This is a genomic window from Corynebacterium occultum, assembly GCF_009734425.1.
GTDB lineage: Bacteria > Actinomycetota > Actinomycetes > Mycobacteriales > Mycobacteriaceae > Corynebacterium > Corynebacterium occultum.
The window spans coordinates 245,033-261,492 of the sequence record NZ_CP046455.1 but is presented as its reverse complement, the minus strand read 5'-3'; the positions used below and the strand labels follow the sequence as shown (position 1 = coordinate 261,492).

The following is a 16,460-nucleotide window of genomic DNA, read 5'->3' as shown; positions in this document are numbered from 1 at the left end:
TGGGGAATACTTTTCCACATCTGACTGTGAACTGCCTGTGAGCTGCACCAGCGCCGGAGAGTGGGAAAGCCGGGTTGCTGCCGATACCCCGGGGAAGCATGGTGACCGCGATGGGTCCGACGGATCGGCAACTCTGGGTTCCCGGCCCCCAAGGGTTAGGCTGTTCCTCGTGCACGAAGAAGCTGAGATCCAGAAACTACGCGCCGACCTTGAACGGATGACCCGGGTCGAGGTCGACAATGTACCCCCTTCCGAGTCGGCGACCTTCAAGATGGCCTGGCAAGACCTGGTCCGTGGCTTCCAGCAGCGTGAGCTCTGGCTGTCCCTGGGTTGGCAGGACATCAAGCAGCGCTACCGGCGTTCAGTGCTGGGCCCGCTGTGGATCACCATCGCCACCGGCGTGATGGCCGTTGCCCTGGGCCTGCTCTACTCCGTGCTCTTCAAGATCCCGCTGGCGGAGTTCCTGCCGCATGTCACCGTCGGGCTGATCATGTGGAACTTCATCTCCGGCTGCATCAAGGAGGGGTCCGATATCTTCATCGACAATGAGGGGCTGATCAAACAGCTCCCCTCAGCCCTGTCGGTGCATGTCTACCGCCTGGTGTGGAAGCAACTGCTCTTCCTGTGCCACAACCTGGTGATCTGGGTGATCCTGATGCTGGTCTTCCCCCGTGACCTGGGCTGGGAGGTGCTGCTGGTGATTCCGGCGATGGCACTGCTGGTGCTCAACGGGGTGTGGGTGGCCATGTTCTTCGGGATCGTCGCCACCCGCTACCGGGATGTCTCCCCCTTGCTGGAGGCCGGCACCCAGCTGCTGTTCTATGTCACCCCGATTGTCTGGATGACCTCCACCCTGCAGGAGAATGTCGCCGAGCTGGGCTCCCGGGCCCGTCTGGCGGAACTCAACCCCCTGTACCACTACCTCGAGATCGTCCGCGCCCCGATGATCGGCGCCGACCTGCCCGCCTACCACTGGTGGGTGGTCATCGGCTTCACCGTCGCCGGGCTGTGCCTCGCCATGCTGGCGATGAAACAGTGGCGTTTCCGCGTCAGCTACTGGGTTTAGGAGTTTTCACCATGGTATCCATCGACACCTACAACGCCTGCGTTGATTTCCCCATCTTCGACGCCAAGTCCCGCTCCATGAAGAAGGCCTTCCTGGGGGCGGCCGGTGGCGCGATCGGACGGAACAAGAACAACACCGTCGTGGTTGAGGCCCTCAAGGATGTCAACCTGCACCTGCGCGAAGGTGACCGGGTTGGTCTGGTCGGGCACAACGGTGCCGGCAAATCCACCCTGCTGCGCCTGCTCTCCGGCATCTATGAACCCACCCGCGGTTCCGCGGACATCCGGGGCCGGGTGGCCCCCGTCTTCGACCTGGGTGTGGGCATGGACCCGGAGATCTCCGGCTATGAGAACATCGTCATCCGGGGTCTCTTCCTCGGCCAGACACGTAAGCAGATGAAGGCGAAGATGGATGATATCGCCGAATTCTCCGAGCTGGGTGAATACCTCGCCATGCCGCTGCGCACCTACTCCACCGGCATGCGCATCCGTCTGGCGTTGGGTGTGGTCACCTCCATCGAACCGGAGATCCTGCTTCTCGACGAAGGCATCGGCGCCGTCGACGCAGCCTTCATGGCCAAGGCCCGCAACCGCCTGCAGGAAATGGTGGAACGCTCCGGCATCCTGGTCTTCGCCTCCCACTCCAATGACTTCCTGGCCCAGCTGTGCAACACCGCCCTCTGGGTCGACCACGGCACCATCAAGCAGACCGGAATGGTCGACGAGGTCGTCGAAGCCTACGAGGGCAAGGGCGCGGCCGACCACGTCCGCCGCCTGATCACCCGGATCGACGCCGAGAAGAAGGGCATCCCGCTGGAGGAGCCCGAAAACTAGTTTTCCGGGGCCTCCTTCACCACCTTGGCCAGCATCTCCTGCAGGGGCCTAAGATCCCGCTCCTCCGCAGCAACCCGGCTGGCGGAGTCATTGTCTTCCTGATCCGCCCGGGTCCAGTCCAGTTCCCACCCCGCGGCAGCCGCCACCCGGGACCAGAAGATCCGCTGGGTGCGACCATTGCCCTCCCGGAAGGGATGGATGTAGTTGAACTGGTCATAGTGGTGGGCCAGTCGGGCGATGAAATTCTCCCGGTTACGCCCCCGCAGGTAGTGGTCGGTGCGTAGATCACCGGCCGTGATGCCGGCGGCCCGGTCGATGGCGATCGCCGGGAGGAATCCCTCGGTGCTGCGGCGCAGATCCACGGTGCGGATCTCACCGGCCCAGGGATAGATGTCCTGGAAGAGGTGGTGGTGGAGAGCCTTGAGTTCCGTCAGGTCCCGGGTTTCGGGAAGCTCCAGATCTTCCAGCTGGAGGGTGCGGACGAAGGTCAGGTCCGCCTCCGCCTCCGCCAGTTCCCCCTGGGTGGTGGCACCCACCAGATTCCGCAGGATGCCGCTTCCCTCATCCAGGTAGGGGTCCTGATATTCAGCCATGGCGGTACCTCTCCTTCACCTTGGCCACCAGTTCATCGGCATCGAACCCGCCACTGATGTATTCCTCGGCCAGTTCCCGGGTGGCGGCACTGATCTCCCGGCCCTCCATCCGACCATTGTGTTCCGCCGCCTCAACCTGCCGACGCCGTGCATTCCAGCCCGGATCATCTTCCATGACTGATCACTCCCATCCTCGGATACCTGGCCTCAACCATATGACCTGGAACACACCCGCGCCAGGGCTGTCCTGGTTTTCACCCAAAGCAACCCCCTTCCCCGAAGCGCCCCGCCCCGGTATCAGGGGCGTGCCGTGGCACAATGATCCCCATGTCAGATCCCAGCGCCCTGCCCCACCTCAACCGCAGCAACACCACCGCCGCGGTGATCGTCACCCACAAACGCGTCGAACTGCTGCGCGCCTCCCTGGAGCAGGTCTGCCGCCAGACCAAGCCGGTGGACTGGGTGATCGTGGTGGACAACGGCAATGAACCCCCGGTCCAGGAATTGCTGGAGGAACTCGCTGGAGAGCGCGGGGTATACGTGCCCTCCAAGACGAACCTGGGTGGGGCAGGCGGCTTCGCACTCGGCTTCCTCAGCGCCCTAAGCCTGGGTGCGGAGGCGGTGTGGTGCGCCGATGATGACGGCCGCCCCGCCGATGAGAAGGTGCTGGCCACCCTCTACGAGGTTGCCGAACAACACCGTCTACACGAGATCTCCCCGGTGGTCTGCAATATCGAGGACCCCGGCGCGCTGGCCTTCCCACTGCGCCAGGGGCTGGTCTGGCGGCGCCGTCTGGAAGAACTCGAAGGTGATTTCCTGCCCGGCATCGCCAGCCTCTTCAACGGTGCCCTGATCAGTGCCCGTGCCATGGAGATCATCGGGGTGCCGGACTACCGGCTGTTCATCCGCGGGGATGAGGTGGAATACCACCGTCGCCTGGTCCGTTCGGGACTGAACTTCGGCACCTGCCTACGCGCCGCCTACCTGCATCCGGACGGTTCCGATGAGTTCAAGCCGATCCTGGGCGGGAAGATGCACACCCAGTACCCCGACAATGAAAGCAAACGCTTCTTCACCTACCGCAACCGCGGTTATGTGATGAGCCAGCCCGGCATGCGAAAATTACTGCCCCAGGAGTATGCCCGTTTCGGCTGGTTCTTCCTCATCCGGCGCCGCGATCCGAAGGGATTCCGGGAGTGGCTCAAGCTCCACCGCCTGGGCCGGCAGGAACGCTTCACCCGGCCTTGAGGCCCTAGATGAACCTGAAGATGATGGTGCGCTGCACCACGAAGTTCAGCACCGTGGCAATACCCTGCGCGATGACATAGGCACAGATGATCGCCAGCCCACCCTGCAACCCCCACTCCGTGAAGAGGTTGTAGCCCAGGCGGTGCAGCCCCACATTCACCCCCCAGGTGATGGCATACAGCAGGGTCACCGCAAGGAAACGACGGGTGGAGGGCTCCGCCTTGAAGGTCCAGCGACGGTTGAGGAAGTAGGCGGTCAGGGTGCCCACGATGAAACCGACCGTCCGGGCGAGCACCGGGCCCACCCCGAAGAACATCTGCAGAATGAGGGTCAGCCCCAGGTCCGGGATGGCGGAGATGCCACCGGAGATGATGAACTTCATGCCCTGGACGCTCAGCCGGCTCTCGGAGAGCTCGGCGCGGGAACGGGCCCGGGACAAACGGGCCTCCCGCTCCGCATCGGTTTCCGCCCCAGCATGCAGCGGCACCGGATATTCCATGGCCGCTTCCGCCATGTCCCGGGTCGTCGGTTCAGCGGCGGTGAATAAGCCGTCTTTTTCACGTTCAGTGTCAGCCACGGGAAGACAGCCTACCGGTAGACCCTGTGAATTCAGGACCCCAGCAACTCACGGTAGATATCCAGCCGATCCACCGGAGCCAGCGCATCCTCACCATAGGCACCGATCTTCGCCAGCTCCATCAGCGAAGCCGCACATAAACCCCTGATCTGCCTGCCACTGAGTGCGGAGCCATCATCATCAACCCACCCCAGGGAAGCCATCGTCGCCTCCAGAACCTCTGCCGCGAGATGTTCATCACTCATACATGACAGGGCCAACACCACAACCCAGAAAGCATCCCGGGAAACCTGCTCATCCTCCAGGGGCAGCGCCCGACACACCGCCACCACCTCCTCCGGCAATGGGCTGGCCCGACGCAGATCCAGGGCCTGCAACAAGGGCACAAAATCAAAGATACTGCTGCGGCGGATCAACTCCCGGATCTCAGCATGGGTGGACGCCAACACACTCCGGATCTTCTCCGTCCCGGTCAACGCCGCATTCACCGCTGCCAGATCAAACTCCCCGTCCGCGAAGGAACCGGAGCCACCCACACACAACACCTCAGGTGTGCCCCGGTCACGGGGATAGGACTCAAGGGTGCGCAGACGGAGCTCCCACAACCCCCAGTGGTAGGTGATCTCATCCCCGGAATAACGAAGATGATGGTTGATCTCCACCGCCGGATCCACCCGCTGCCCACCCCGCGTGAACCACCAGGGCCCACCCTCCGACGGGTTCCCCGGATCCAGGGAAAAGGAGATGTCGAGTGCCTCATGCAGATCCACCAGATGCAGCGAATCCTTGATGCCAATATGACGGTGAACCTCCTGGTCCGCCTGCACATTCGACACCTGTAGAATCACAGTCCGGGGCTCCCGTTCCGGTGGGGGCACCCCCTTTCCCCGGGCACGCACCGACGCCAGGGAGACGACGTTATCTGGGGTGCTCTCGGGGGACATGCCTCCCAGGGTAGCGACTTGGCCGCGCCGGGGTCGGCGTGCTCCCTCCCCTCAGGCCACAGCCTCCGGCTTGTCCCAGGGCAGGGGCCGGACCTCTGTGCCGAAGAGTTCCTGCAGGTATTTTCGGGCGCGTCGCTGAGCTTCCAGGGTGTGCCACTGCTCCACCAGTTCCGCCACCGCGGTGGCATGCGCCCAGGTCTCGGCCGCCACCTCCTCACCGTGGTAGCTGGCGCGCAGCTCTTCCGGATCAGGCAGGCTCACCGCCTCCAACCGAGGCAGCTGCAGGGTCTTGTTCCGCGCTTTGGCAGCCTTCGCGGCTTCCTTCACCTCATCAGCGGCAGCCCGCATGCCCGCCATGATGGTCGCCAGGTCGGTGTGTGACTGAGCCGGGGCAACCGGCCCGGAGCCCGCCACCTCCAGAATCACGGCATCGTGCAGCAGATCAGCCAACTGCCCCGGATCCAGCTCGCCCTCACCGAAGATCCAGGCACCACTGAGGGCCCCCGCGGCAGCCGGACCTTCCGGGGAGGTCTGCACATGCCAGAGCACCACTTCCCCGCTCTCCCGCTTATCGACGACCGCGATCACCGGGTGCCGCAAGATCTCGCTCATCAGGCCTGCACCTCTTTTTGCTGCTGTCGGTTGAACAGCTCAGAAGCGACATAGACCAGGACCGCACCGGCAGCGCCGAGGAGGGTGTGGGGACGTTTGATCCCCCGCCTGAGCAGTGCCCCGGCCAACCTTGCCCGCCCCTTGGACTCCAGGCGGGAAAGCAGCACCGCAGCCAGCAGTGCGGTGCCCATGATCAGCCAGGTGCGCAGCGGGGAACCCAGATCGCTGACCGAGGTATCTGATTCCGGGCCACCCTTCTGCCCGATATCGCCTATCTCCTGACGCATGCGGTCCAGCAGCACCGCCGGATCATTATTCGGGTCCTCATCCACCGCATTGAAATAGGCGACCAGGCCCAGACCACCGGCAGCGAGCAGCGCGTTGATCAGGAAGCGGGCGATACGGGAGGATACATAATCAGGGAGGGCGAGACTGACACCGGCGATTCCGGCTTGAGTGAGACGACCTGCCAGGGTGTCGTCGAGGCTGTAGAAGTCCGTGTTCGAGCTCATGCCACCAGCGTAGTTGCTCCCCCAGACCCTGGCCCGATGACATCCCCCAGGCAACTGGCTACGGTTCCGCCGGCCTGAGGGGGTACCCTCGGGAGCATGTTCGGGAGAAAAAAGAAGGAGCAGGCCGCTGAGCGCCACGTCGCCGCGGAACAGACCAACCTGCCACTCGATGACCTCATGACCCGCCTCGTCGCCCAGGAGCTGCCGCTGCTGGACAGCAAGGACCGCACCGAGCTCTACCAGGTGCTCAAGGATTATGAGGGGCCACAGATCACCTCCCAGGAGGAATTACCGCAGCGGATCCGGGAGATCCTGGGCCTCTGAAATGCAATCAACCCCCGTTCCCATTTCAGGGAGCGGGGGTTTCAGCTTAAAAAGCGCGAGCTGTTCTTACTGAGTGTTGCCGAAAACCTCGGAGGAGGCGGTGACGACGCTCTGCAGGCCGCCGAAGATGCTTCCGAAAACGCCGGAGATAGCGGAGATGATGGTGGAGATGACTTCGGTCATGATGAAAACCTTTCAGAGTTCTATGGATGGGGTACGGTGACGCACCCTTAGAATTGATGAATATCAGGGCAGAATTTCGCTCCCCACCCCAGGTGGGGAGCGAATTTCATTACTGAGCCTGGTTCATCCCGCCCATATGACGGGATGATCGGCCCAGGAAGCCTTAGGACAGGTTGCCCAGAGCGTCGGAGGAGGCGGTGACGACGCTCTGCAGGCCGCCGAAGATGCTTCCGAAAAGGCCGGAGATAGCGGAGATGATGGTGGAGATGACATTGGTCATGATGAAAACCTTTCCTGGGCGGGTCGGCAGAAGATGCCGACCACAGAGTGCATGGTCTTAAATCTCAGTTTCCCCTGGGGAGGGGAAGCGGGGCCTTAGGACAGGTTGCCCAGAGCGTCGGAGGAGGCGGTGACGACGCTCTGCAGGCCGCCGAAGATGCTTCCGAAAAGGCCGGAGATAGCGGAGATGATGGTGGAGATGACATTGGTCATGATGAAAACCTTTCGAAGTTTGGGGGGCCGGCTTCGTGGCACCGAACCCCGTCAGGATTCAATTCACACCAACCCATGGAGCGCGGGTTCCTTATATCTCGGGTGAGATCCTCAATGAACTCTCGATGACACTCATTGTGAGTAGTCACTTCGCGTTCACCGAACATGAGAACCCTTGAGCCGGTGTGGTGATTACCAGTATTGCAGGCTCCGAGATGTGACGGCAAGTGAAAACTGAAACTTGAAAATCAATTCATGAAAACGATTGATATTCACCTTCACATCACCCAAGTTCAGTACCCAGATTTCAGGGGTAATTAAGAAAACACACACCCTTAAATGAGCGGGAAAAACCGCCCCCATGTGGGGGCATTTTGCATTTTTATCCAATATTTACGCAGGTAGAGGGGCACTCCGTGAAAACTCGACCCCTCCAATCCGCTGCATAATATTTAATGCGGAATTCCTGTAACACATTGAATTAAATAACGATTCAATTCCTTTAAATCCAGAGTTGGTCGAGTATATCGCGGAACAACAATCATTCGTTTCACGATCGACAAATATTGACTTAATTTCAGAAATGACCCCTTTATCCTCATTCGCAATTAAGGACAATCACATTTTAAGTAAATTCCCATAGCCCCCTCCCGGCGACATCACCCACTCCCCGATACCCCCGAAACGGGCAGGGGTGTTGGAGACCCAACTCCAGGGGAGCACCCCGGGCCCCCACTTAAAGGGTCTTCCTTATATAGAGGACGGCGCCGAGGGTGCGTCCCATTTCACGGCGCGTAGACACCGCCCCCTCCCCCACCGCGGGTAGAGTCATTTTCGTATCCGCGTGTCCGCCCTCCCTGGAATCCTTCCGGGGTGTTGGGGCGTAGACATGTCCGTCGACAGAAGAATCGGAAGATGGAACTGCAGACCACTGAGAAGTCCCTGCACGGCTGGGGCCGTACCGCCCCTTCCACTGCGCAGGTCCTGTCCACCCCTGATGCCGAGCAGATCATCGCGGCCGTCAAGCGCGTCGCCGATGACAACAGCTCCAAGCCGGCGCATCTGCGCCGTGGTGTCATCGCCCGCGGCATGGGCCGCTCCTATGGCGACCCCGCCCAGAACGGTGGCGGCCTGGTCATTGACATGCCGGCACTGAACAAGATCCACTCCATTGACCCGGATTCCGCGATCGTCGATGTTGATGCCGGCGTGACCCTGGATCAGCTGATGAAGGCCGCCCTCCCCTACGGTCTCTGGATCCCGGTGTTGCCGGGCACCCGCCAGGTCACCATCGGTGGCGCTATCGGCCCTGACATTCACGGCAAGAACCACCATTCGGCTGGTTCCTTCGGCGACCATGTCACCAGCATGGATCTGCTGGTCTCAGATGGCCGGGTCCTGACCTTGACCCCGGAGGGCTCCGCCGATGACCCGAAGGGCGAGCTCTTCTGGGCCACCGTCGGCGGCATGGGCTTAACCGGTGTCATCCTGCGGGCGAAGGTCCGCATGACCAAGACCGAGACCGCCTACTTCATCTCGGACACGGACCGCACCAGGAACCTGGATGAGACCGTCGCCTTCCACTCGGATGGTTCGGAGCATAACTACACCTACTCCTCTGCCTGGTTCGATGTGATCTCCCCGGAACCGAAGCTGGGACGTTCCACCATTTCCCGCGGTTCGCTGGCCACCCTGGCGCAGCTGGAGGAGCTGGCACCGAAGCTGGCGAAGGATCCGCTGAAGTTCAACGCCCCGCAGCTGATGACCGTCCCGGATATCTTCCCTTCCTGGACCATGAACAAGCTCTCGTTGATGGCCATCGGCGAGGCCTACTACGCCATGGGTGCCCCGGCCCGTAACCAGGTGAAGAACCTGACGCAGTTCTACCAGCCGCTGGATCTGATCGGCGAGTGGAACCGTGGTTACGGTTCCAAGGGTTTCCTGCAGTACCAGTTCGTGGTGCCGATGGATGCCGTGGAGGCCTTCAAGGAGATCATCCGGGACATGCAGCGTTCCGGCCACTACTCCGCGCTGAACGTCTTCAAGCTCTTCGGTGAGGGCAACCGCGCCCCGCTGTCCTACCCGATGGCCGGTTGGAATGTCTGCGTGGACTTCCCGATCCGTCCGGGTCTGAACAAGTTCCTCGATGATCTGGATCGCCGCGTCCTGGAGTTCGGTGGCCGCCTGTACCTGGCCAAGGAGTCCCGCACCTCGGCGGAGATGTTCCACAAGATGTACCCCGGCATGGCCGACTGGCTGAAGATCCGCAATGAGATCGACCCCAATGGTGTCTTCGCCTCCGATATGTCCCGCCGCCTCGAGCTGCAGTAGAAAGGACCGACTAAAAATGCTGAACGCAGTGGGCCAGGCCCAGAACATCCTGCTCCTCGGAGGTACCTCCGAGATCGGTCTCGCGATCGTCAATGAGTTCCTCTCCCGCGGCCCCGCCCGGGTCACCCTCGCCACCCGCGCCGACTCCCCGCGTATCGACGCCGCAGTGGCGGAGGTCAAGGCCGCCGGGGCCAGCGAGGTGAAGATCCTCGATTTCGACGCCACTGACTTCGATTCCCACCCGGCCGTCATCGACGAAGCCTTCGCCCACGGTGACGTGGACATCGCCATCGTCGCCTTCGGCACCCTGGGAGATCAGGAGGAGTTGTGGCAGGACCAGGCCAAGGCCGTGGCCTCAGCCCAGATCAACTTCACCGGCCCACTGTCGGTGGGAGTACTGCTGGGGCAGCGTTTCAAGGCCCAGGGACACGGCACCATCGTCGCCCTCTCATCGGTCGCCGGAGTCAGGGTGCGCCGCTCCAATTTCGTCTACGGTGCCGCCAAGGCCGGCCTCGACGGCTTCTACACCCAGCTCGGTGAGGCCCTGCATGACAGCGGCGCCAAGGTTCTGGTGGTTCGCCCCGGTCAGGTGCGCACCAAGATGTCAGCCTCCGCGAAACCCGCCCCGCTGACCGTGAACCGGGAAGATGTCGCTGCGGCCACTTTCAAGGCTGTGATTGAGGGCAAGGACATCATCTTCGTCCACCCGGCCTTCCAACTGGTCACCACCGCCTTCAACTTCATTCCCCGGCAGATCTTCCGCAGGCTGCCGATCTAGTTTTTCAGTTCCACCACACCGCCACCGGAGGAAAGTCCCGGTGGCGGTTTCTGTGATTCCGGCCCGTACCTGGGGATCGGAACGGAGGTTATGGGAGAATGCCAGACATGACGACCACCACCAGCACAACCGGAATGCCGGAGCCACACCCGCTGGATGTCCCGGAACCGGAACAGACAGAGGGGTACTACATCGATCAGCCGAACCGGAAGCAGACGGTTCTGGCGATGGTGGCGGCAGCCCTGGGCGGCGGGGTGCTGACCCTGGTGGCCTGGTTCACCCTCAACCTGACCTCACTACCGGCTTTCTCCACCTCCATGGTCACCAAGGGGCTCGCCACCGCCGGCACCCTGGTGGTGCTGGTGGCCGTCGCCCTGGTGGTCATCTTCTGGCTCTTCGATGAACATTCCGCCAACCAGCGCTATGACAGTGCCCTGGGGAAGTTGCGCGCCGTGGTGCGGCCGAAGGGGAAAGATGCGCCGGATGAGGGGGGCGTCGATAAGCCGGTGGGCCTCACCCGGCCACGCTGGCGGGTGATCCTGACCTACCTGGTCTGTTATCTCTCCCCTGCGGGGCTGGTGGTCACCACCACGGCGATCCCCCTGGCCTCCACCAAGCTCTACCTGGACGGCATCCAGGTGGATCAGGGTTTCCGCACCCAGTTCCTCACCCGGATGACAGACACCTGGGCACTGGCGGACATGAACTACATGGACATTCCCACCTTCTACCCGGGGGCGTGGTTCTGGTTCGGGGGCCGCATGGCGAACCTGCTCGGCCTGGAAGGCTGGGAGGTCTACCAGCCCTGGGCACTGGTCTCCATGGCCGCTGCCGCCTGTGTGCTGGTGCCGGTATGGCAGCGCATCAGTGGTTCCCTGGTGGTGGCCACCGCCATCGCCCTCTTCAGCACCTGCCTTGTGCTGACCATGACCGCCGATGAGCCCTATGCCGCGATCATCGCCCTGGGTGTACCGGTTGCCACCGTGCTGGCACGCCGCGCCGTGCTGGGAGATCTCTTCGCCGCTGTCGGCATGGTCATCTACCTCGCCATCTCAGCTTCGACCTACACCCTTTTCACCGGTGTCATCGCCCTGTCGGTGGTAGCCATCGCGGCAGTCTTCGCCGCCACCAGTGAGCGTTCCTGGCTGCCGCTGCTGCGGATGGCCGGGATCGGCATCGCCTCAGTCCTCCTAGCCCTGATCTTCTGGGGCCCCTTCCTCCTGGAGGTACTCAGCGGCGCGGAACTCTCCGGGGGAAGTGCCACCCACTTCCTGCCGCAGGAGGGCACCGAAATACCGGTCCCCTTCCTGTCGCCCTCAGCCATCGGGGTGCTCTGTCTCCTCGGCCTGATCTTCCTGATCATCCGCGCCGTAGACCCTGATCTGAGGGCCATGGGGGTCGGTCTGGTCATCTTCTACGTGTGGGCGATGGCCTCCATGGTGGCTACCCTGGCCGGTTCCACCCTGCTCGGTTTCCGCCTGGACACCATCATCGCACTGCAGCTGGGCACCGCCGGTGTACTCGCCCTGGCAGATATCCGGCTGGTCGGGGTGGAGCGTCTCTATCCGGATCGCATCACCCCCCAGGTCTCCCGCTACATCACCCTGGTGATGGTCATCCTGCTGATCTTCAGCGGCCTGAAGTACGCCCAGGACATCCCCTACAAGAACCAGGACGAAATCGACCAGGCCTACACCGACACCGACGGCAACGGGGAACGCGGTGACCGTCGCACCCCGGATGCCGGCAGCTACTACGCCGAGATCAACCAGCACATCACGTCCTTTGGCTACCAGCCGAACCAGACCGTGGTGCTCACCGATGAAATCAACTTCCTGGCATATAACCCCTATCACGGCTTCCAGGCCTTCACCAGCCACTACGCCAACCCGCTGGGTGAGTTCGACCGCCGTAACGCCGCCCTGGAAAACTGGGCCGAGGATTCCTGGGACCGTCTTTCCGACCCCACGGACTTCCTCCAGGCAATGGAGTCCTCCCCCTGGGAAATCCCAGATGTTTTCATCCTCCGGGGTTCCCTCGAGGAACCGGAGAAGGGGCTGAACTACCACATCGCCGAGGACATCTACCCCAATAATCCCAATGTCCGTTATCAGCGCCTGAACTTCAGCCTGGAGCCTTTTACCGGCCCCGATTCAGTGTGGGATTTAACTCAGATCGGCCCCTTCGTGGTGGTGACCAATGAAGGCTGAAAAATCTGACGTACACTCTCCCATTGTGTCTGAAACCGCCAAAACGAAGCTCAACGTGGCGCCGCAGTGGCTGAAGGTTCTCGCCATCCTCACCGGTGTGCTCGGGTTCCTCTCCTTTGTCGCGCTCCCCTTCTTGCCGGTGAACCAAACCCAGTCCTCATTGAACTGGCCGCAGAATGACAACCTGGGCAGCGTGAACGCCCCCCTGGTGTCCTATGCGCCAGAGGAGTTCAGCGCCAGCGTCCCGATCGCGGCCGCCGAGGCGCTGAACGAGGGTCAGAGCATGATCCTGGGCACCCTGCCCCAGGACAGTACTGACGCCACCAGCCGGGGACTTTTCGTCCGCGGTTATGAGGACAGCATGGTGGTCACCGTGCGTGACCGCGTGGTTCTCGAGGTCACCGAAGAAGAACTCAACGATCTGCCGGAGGAGGCGGTCCTGGAGGTCTCCTCCACCGGCACCGAAACCACCGCCGAGATCCCGGGTGCCCGGGATGAGGACGGTGATCCGCTCCGCGGGGTCGTCGATGAGGATGTCCGCCCCCAGGTCACCGGCATCTACACCGAGATCGAGGACAGTGCGGAGAACTTCACCGCACTGAGCGAAGCCGGCCTGAACGTTGACCTCGAGATCAACTCCCGCTTCACCTCCACTCCCTCGGTGATCAAGTACATCGCGATGTACGCCGGCCTGATCCTGCTGCTGGTCTCCCTCTGGTGTCTGCACCGCATGGACAAGCTGGATGGCCGCAGCAGTCGTCGCTTCCTCCCCGAGAAGTGGTGGAAGCCGAAGGTCCTGGACGGCCTGGTCGGAGCCATCCTGGTCTACTGGCACATGATCGGTGCCAACACCTCCGATGACGGCTTCATCCTCACCATGGCCCGGGTCTCCGAGAACGCTGGCTACATGGCCAACTACTACCGCTGGTTCGGAGTGCCGGAGTCACCCTTCGGCTCCCCCTTCTACGACATGCTGGCCCTGCTCACCCAGGTGTCCACCGCCTCGGCGTGGATGAGACTGCCCGCACTGATCTCGGGTCTGGTCATCTGGCTGGTGCTCTCCCGGGAGATCATCCCCCGACTGGGTGCCGGTATCAGTGGCCGGAAGGTGGCCTACTGGTCCGCCGCCTTCATGTTCCTGGCGTTCTGGCTGCCCTATAACAACGGCACCCGCCCGGAACCGATCATCGCGATGGGTGCGCTACTGACCTGGGCCTCCTTCGAGCGTTCGATCGCCACCGGCAGGCTCTTCCCCGCGGCGGTGGGCACCATCATCGCCACCCTTTCCCTGGGTGCCGGCCCGACCGGATTGATGGCGGTGGCTGCCCTGCTGGCCTCCCTGTCCCACCTGATCCGGATCGTCAACCGTCGACTGCCACAGATGGGTGCCCCTCAGGGTTCCTCCCGGGGCACGGTATTCACCGCCGTCTTCGCCCAGATCGCCCCCTTCCTGGCGGCCGGCACCGGCATCCTCATCGCCGTCTTCGGCGACCAGACCTGGGCCACCGTCATGGAGTCCATCCGGGTTCGTTCCGCCAAGGGCCCCGCCCTCAACTGGTATGAGGAATGGGTCCGTTATGAGACCCTCATGCAGCCCACGGTGGATGGCTCCCTGACCCGTCGTTTCGCCATGCTGATCATGTTCTTCACCCTGATCGTGGTGTTGGCGACCATGCTGCGTAAGGGCCGCGTGCCTGGCTCCGCGAAGGGCCCCGCCCTGCGGTTGGTCCTGATCATCTTCGGTGCCATGTTCTTCATGATGTTCACCCCGACGAAGTGGACCCACCACTTCGGTGTGTACGCCGGTATCGCCGGTGCCCTCGCCGCCCTGGGCGCGGTGGCGCTGAGCTATATCGCGCTGCGTTCCAGTCGGGCCCGCACCCTGCTGATCGGCGCGGTGCTCTTCGTCATGGCGATCTCCCTGGCCGGTATCAACGGCTGGTGGTACATCTCCAGTTTCAATGTCCCCTGGTGGGACAAGACCGTCCAGCTCAAGGGCATCGAGTCCTCCACCGTAGTGCTGTTCCTCGCCCTGCTGGTGCTGCTGGTCGGCGTGATCCAGTCCTTCGTCTCTGATGTCCGGGCCGACCGAGCCGAGGCCCGGGGTGAATCCGCGGCCTTGGCTGCTGAGGAACAGGCCAAGCGCAAGCGTTGGGTCGGAGTGGCTGCCGCCCCCGTGGCGGTGTCCACCGCATTGATCACCATCTTCTCCCTGGTCTCCCTGACCAAGGGTTTTGTGGACCAGTACCCGGCCTACTCCGTGGGCCTGGGTAACTTCCGCTCCCTGGCCGGAGACCGGTGCAGCCTGGCCTCCGATGCCATGATGGAAACCAACACCAATGATTCTTTCCTCCGGGTGGCCGATGGTTCTGACTTCGGAGAATCCCTGGAAAGTGAGGATCACCGCGGTTTCGATCCGAATGGTATCCCGCCGACCATCAATGCTGAAGGGGTGTCCGTCTCCTCGACCAGTGCGATCTCCGACTCGGTGGATTCCGATGGCGGCAGTGAGGAGGCCACCGGACAGGAGACCGGCACCACCGGTGGTGTCCGCGCCACCGAGGGTGTCAATGGTTCCACTGCCCGCCTGCCCTTCGCCCTGGATCCTGCCGAGGTCCCGGTCATGGGTTCCTGGCGCCAGGGTGCGCAGCAGCCCGCCGAACTGAGCAGTACCTGGTATGAGCTGCCCGCCGCTTCCGAGAATGCACCCCTGATCGTGGTGTCCGCCGCCGGCCGTATTGAGCACCATGACATCAATGGTGTGAAGCAGGACGGCCAGGAGCTGCTCCTGGAGTACGGCACCATGGGCACCAATGGACAGGTCAGCAACCAAGGTGAGATGGAGATGCTTGACATCGGCCCAACCCCCTCCTGGCGCAACCTGCGTCTGCCTCTGGAAAACCTGCCGGAGGAGGCGAATGTGGTGCGGATCGTCGCCGCCGACCCGAGCCTGGACCCGGATCAGTGGCTGGCCTTCACCCCGCCGCGCGTGCCGGAACTAGCTTCTCTCAATGAGGTCGTCGGTTCCGAGAAGCCGGGTCTGCTGGACTGGTCCGTCGCCCTGCAGTTCCCCTGCCAGCGCACCTTCGACCACTTCGCCGGTGTGGCCGAGATCCCGGAGTACCGGATCTCCCCGGATCATGCCGGTAAGGTCACGCTGACCCCCTTCCAGGACTACGCCGGTGGTGGTGTGATGGGCACCTCGGAGGCCGTGAACTCCTCCTATGAGCTGCCCAGCTACACCCGCAATGACTGGCACCGCGACTGGGGATCCATCGAGATCTACGAGCGCCGACAGAACTCCCAGGGTGAGGTCCCGGCTGATGCCCAGATCGACTATGAGGAGATCAACCGCTCCGGGTTCTGGGACCCGGGCGAGATGATGATCGACTAGCTTCGCTTATCGACGGCCCCCGGTGGCCCGAGGGAGGCGGACCCCGCTGTGGGGTCCGCCTCCCTTTTTGTTCTTCCAGCCTGGCAACCTGTTCCGGCATTATCAGGCGGGATCAGGCAGAGAAAAAACCTCGAAAACAAGAGGGAACACTATTTATTTATGAAAAATATATTCAATAAATCTATTGCGACAGCCCTTTTCGGGGGTGATGTGCCGATCCAAAATCATGTCGCCACGGGCCCCTGAGCTGGTTTTTCAGCCCCCAGGCCGATCCCAAAGGCCACTGGGAGGCAAATTTTTTGCCTGGGAACTTGTAACTATTCGGATACTTTTAGAAAATCTAACTAGTTCTGAAGTGAAAAA

General features: G+C 62.4%; 14 protein-coding genes. 8 read left to right on the top strand and 6 right to left on the bottom strand.

Going from position 1 to position 16,460, the window contains the following annotated elements; all coding sequences use genetic code 11:
- Positions 1–217 precede the first annotated feature (217 nt).
- Positions 218–1,066: a galactan export ABC transporter permease subunit Wzm/RfbD gene (gene wzm, locus COCCU_RS01185; protein WP_407924179.1), complete on the top strand. Its 849-nt coding sequence runs from the start codon at positions 218–220 to the stop codon at positions 1,064–1,066.
- Positions 1,067–1,077: 11 nt separating this feature from the next.
- Positions 1,078–1,899 (top strand): galactan export ABC transporter ATP-binding subunit Wzt/RfbE, encoded by an 822-nt coding sequence (wzt, locus tag COCCU_RS01180; protein WP_156229794.1) that lies wholly within the window; start codon positions 1,078–1,080, stop codon positions 1,897–1,899.
- On the opposite strand, the gene COCCU_RS01175 is transcribed toward wzt, so the two are convergent.
- Positions 1,896–2,492 carry a Fic/DOC family protein gene (locus COCCU_RS01175; RefSeq protein WP_156229793.1) on the bottom strand — a complete coding sequence of 199 codons (597 nt, stop codon included), beginning with the start codon at positions 2,490–2,492 and terminating at the stop codon, positions 1,896–1,898. The genes wzt and COCCU_RS01175 overlap by 4 nt on opposite strands.
- A complete protein-coding gene (locus COCCU_RS01170; RefSeq protein ID WP_156229792.1) occupies positions 2,485–2,667 on the bottom strand; it encodes an antitoxin VbhA family protein in 183 nt (60 codons plus the stop codon). The genes COCCU_RS01175 and COCCU_RS01170 overlap by 8 nt, the downstream gene beginning before the upstream one ends.
- Positions 2,668–2,819: 152 nt before the next feature.
- Here COCCU_RS01170 and glfT1 point away from each other — a divergent pair, with 152 nt between their 5' ends.
- Complete coding sequence (gene glfT1, locus COCCU_RS01165; protein ID WP_197088398.1) at positions 2,820–3,740, top strand: galactofuranosyltransferase GlfT1; 921 nt, start codon at positions 2,820–2,822, stop codon at positions 3,738–3,740.
- A 4-nt stretch (positions 3,741–3,744) separates the two neighbouring features.
- Here the strand turns inward: glfT1 and COCCU_RS01160 are convergent, their stop codons facing one another.
- The 4 genes from COCCU_RS01160 to COCCU_RS01145 all read right to left on the bottom strand — a co-directional run bounded on the left by COCCU_RS01160 (position 3,745) and on the right by COCCU_RS01145 (position 6,385).
- Positions 3,745–4,122 (bottom strand): GtrA family protein, encoded by a 378-nt coding sequence (locus COCCU_RS01160; protein ID WP_197088467.1) that lies wholly within the window; start codon positions 4,120–4,122, stop codon positions 3,745–3,747.
- A gap of 227 nt (positions 4,123–4,349) precedes the next feature.
- Positions 4,350–5,261, bottom strand: coding sequence for a hypothetical protein (locus COCCU_RS01155; RefSeq protein ID WP_197088397.1), 912 nt, complete (start codon positions 5,259–5,261; stop codon positions 4,350–4,352).
- A gap of 51 nt (positions 5,262–5,312) precedes the next feature.
- Positions 5,313–5,873 carry a hypothetical protein gene (locus COCCU_RS01150; RefSeq protein WP_156229791.1) on the bottom strand — a complete coding sequence of 187 codons (561 nt, stop codon included), beginning with the start codon at positions 5,871–5,873 and terminating at the stop codon, positions 5,313–5,315.
- The gene (locus tag COCCU_RS01145) at positions 5,873–6,385 is read right to left on the bottom strand and encodes a hypothetical protein (RefSeq protein ID WP_156229790.1); all 513 of its coding nucleotides are present in this window, start codon (positions 6,383–6,385) and stop codon (positions 5,873–5,875) included. The genes COCCU_RS01150 and COCCU_RS01145 overlap by 1 nt, the downstream gene beginning before the upstream one ends.
- A gap of 96 nt (positions 6,386–6,481) precedes the next feature.
- Here COCCU_RS01145 and COCCU_RS01140 point away from each other — a divergent pair, with 96 nt between their 5' ends.
- The 5 genes from COCCU_RS01140 (at position 6,482) to COCCU_RS01120 (ending at position 16,097) form a co-directional block, all read left to right on the top strand.
- Positions 6,482–6,709 carry a hypothetical protein gene (locus tag COCCU_RS01140; RefSeq protein ID WP_156229789.1) on the top strand — a complete coding sequence of 76 codons (228 nt, stop codon included), beginning with the start codon at positions 6,482–6,484 and terminating at the stop codon, positions 6,707–6,709.
- A gap of 1,590 nt (positions 6,710–8,299) precedes the next feature.
- Positions 8,300–9,715: an FAD-binding oxidoreductase gene (locus COCCU_RS01135; RefSeq protein WP_156229788.1), complete on the top strand. Its 1,416-nt coding sequence runs from the start codon at positions 8,300–8,302 to the stop codon at positions 9,713–9,715.
- Between the two features lie 16 nt (positions 9,716–9,731).
- Positions 9,732–10,493, top strand: coding sequence for a decaprenylphospho-beta-D-erythro-pentofuranosid-2-ulose 2-reductase (locus tag COCCU_RS01130; RefSeq protein ID WP_156229787.1), 762 nt, complete (start codon positions 9,732–9,734; stop codon positions 10,491–10,493).
- 107 nt (positions 10,494–10,600) lie between these two features.
- Positions 10,601–12,703 carry a galactan 5-O-arabinofuranosyltransferase gene (locus tag COCCU_RS01125; protein ID WP_231598819.1) on the top strand — a complete coding sequence of 701 codons (2,103 nt, stop codon included), beginning with the start codon at positions 10,601–10,603 and terminating at the stop codon, positions 12,701–12,703.
- On the top strand, positions 12,693–16,097 hold the full coding sequence (locus COCCU_RS01120; protein WP_156229786.1) for an arabinosyltransferase domain-containing protein: 3,405 nt from the start codon (positions 12,693–12,695) through the stop codon (positions 16,095–16,097). Before COCCU_RS01125 ends, COCCU_RS01120 begins: the two co-directional genes overlap by 11 nt.
- Positions 16,098–16,460 lie beyond the last annotated feature (363 nt).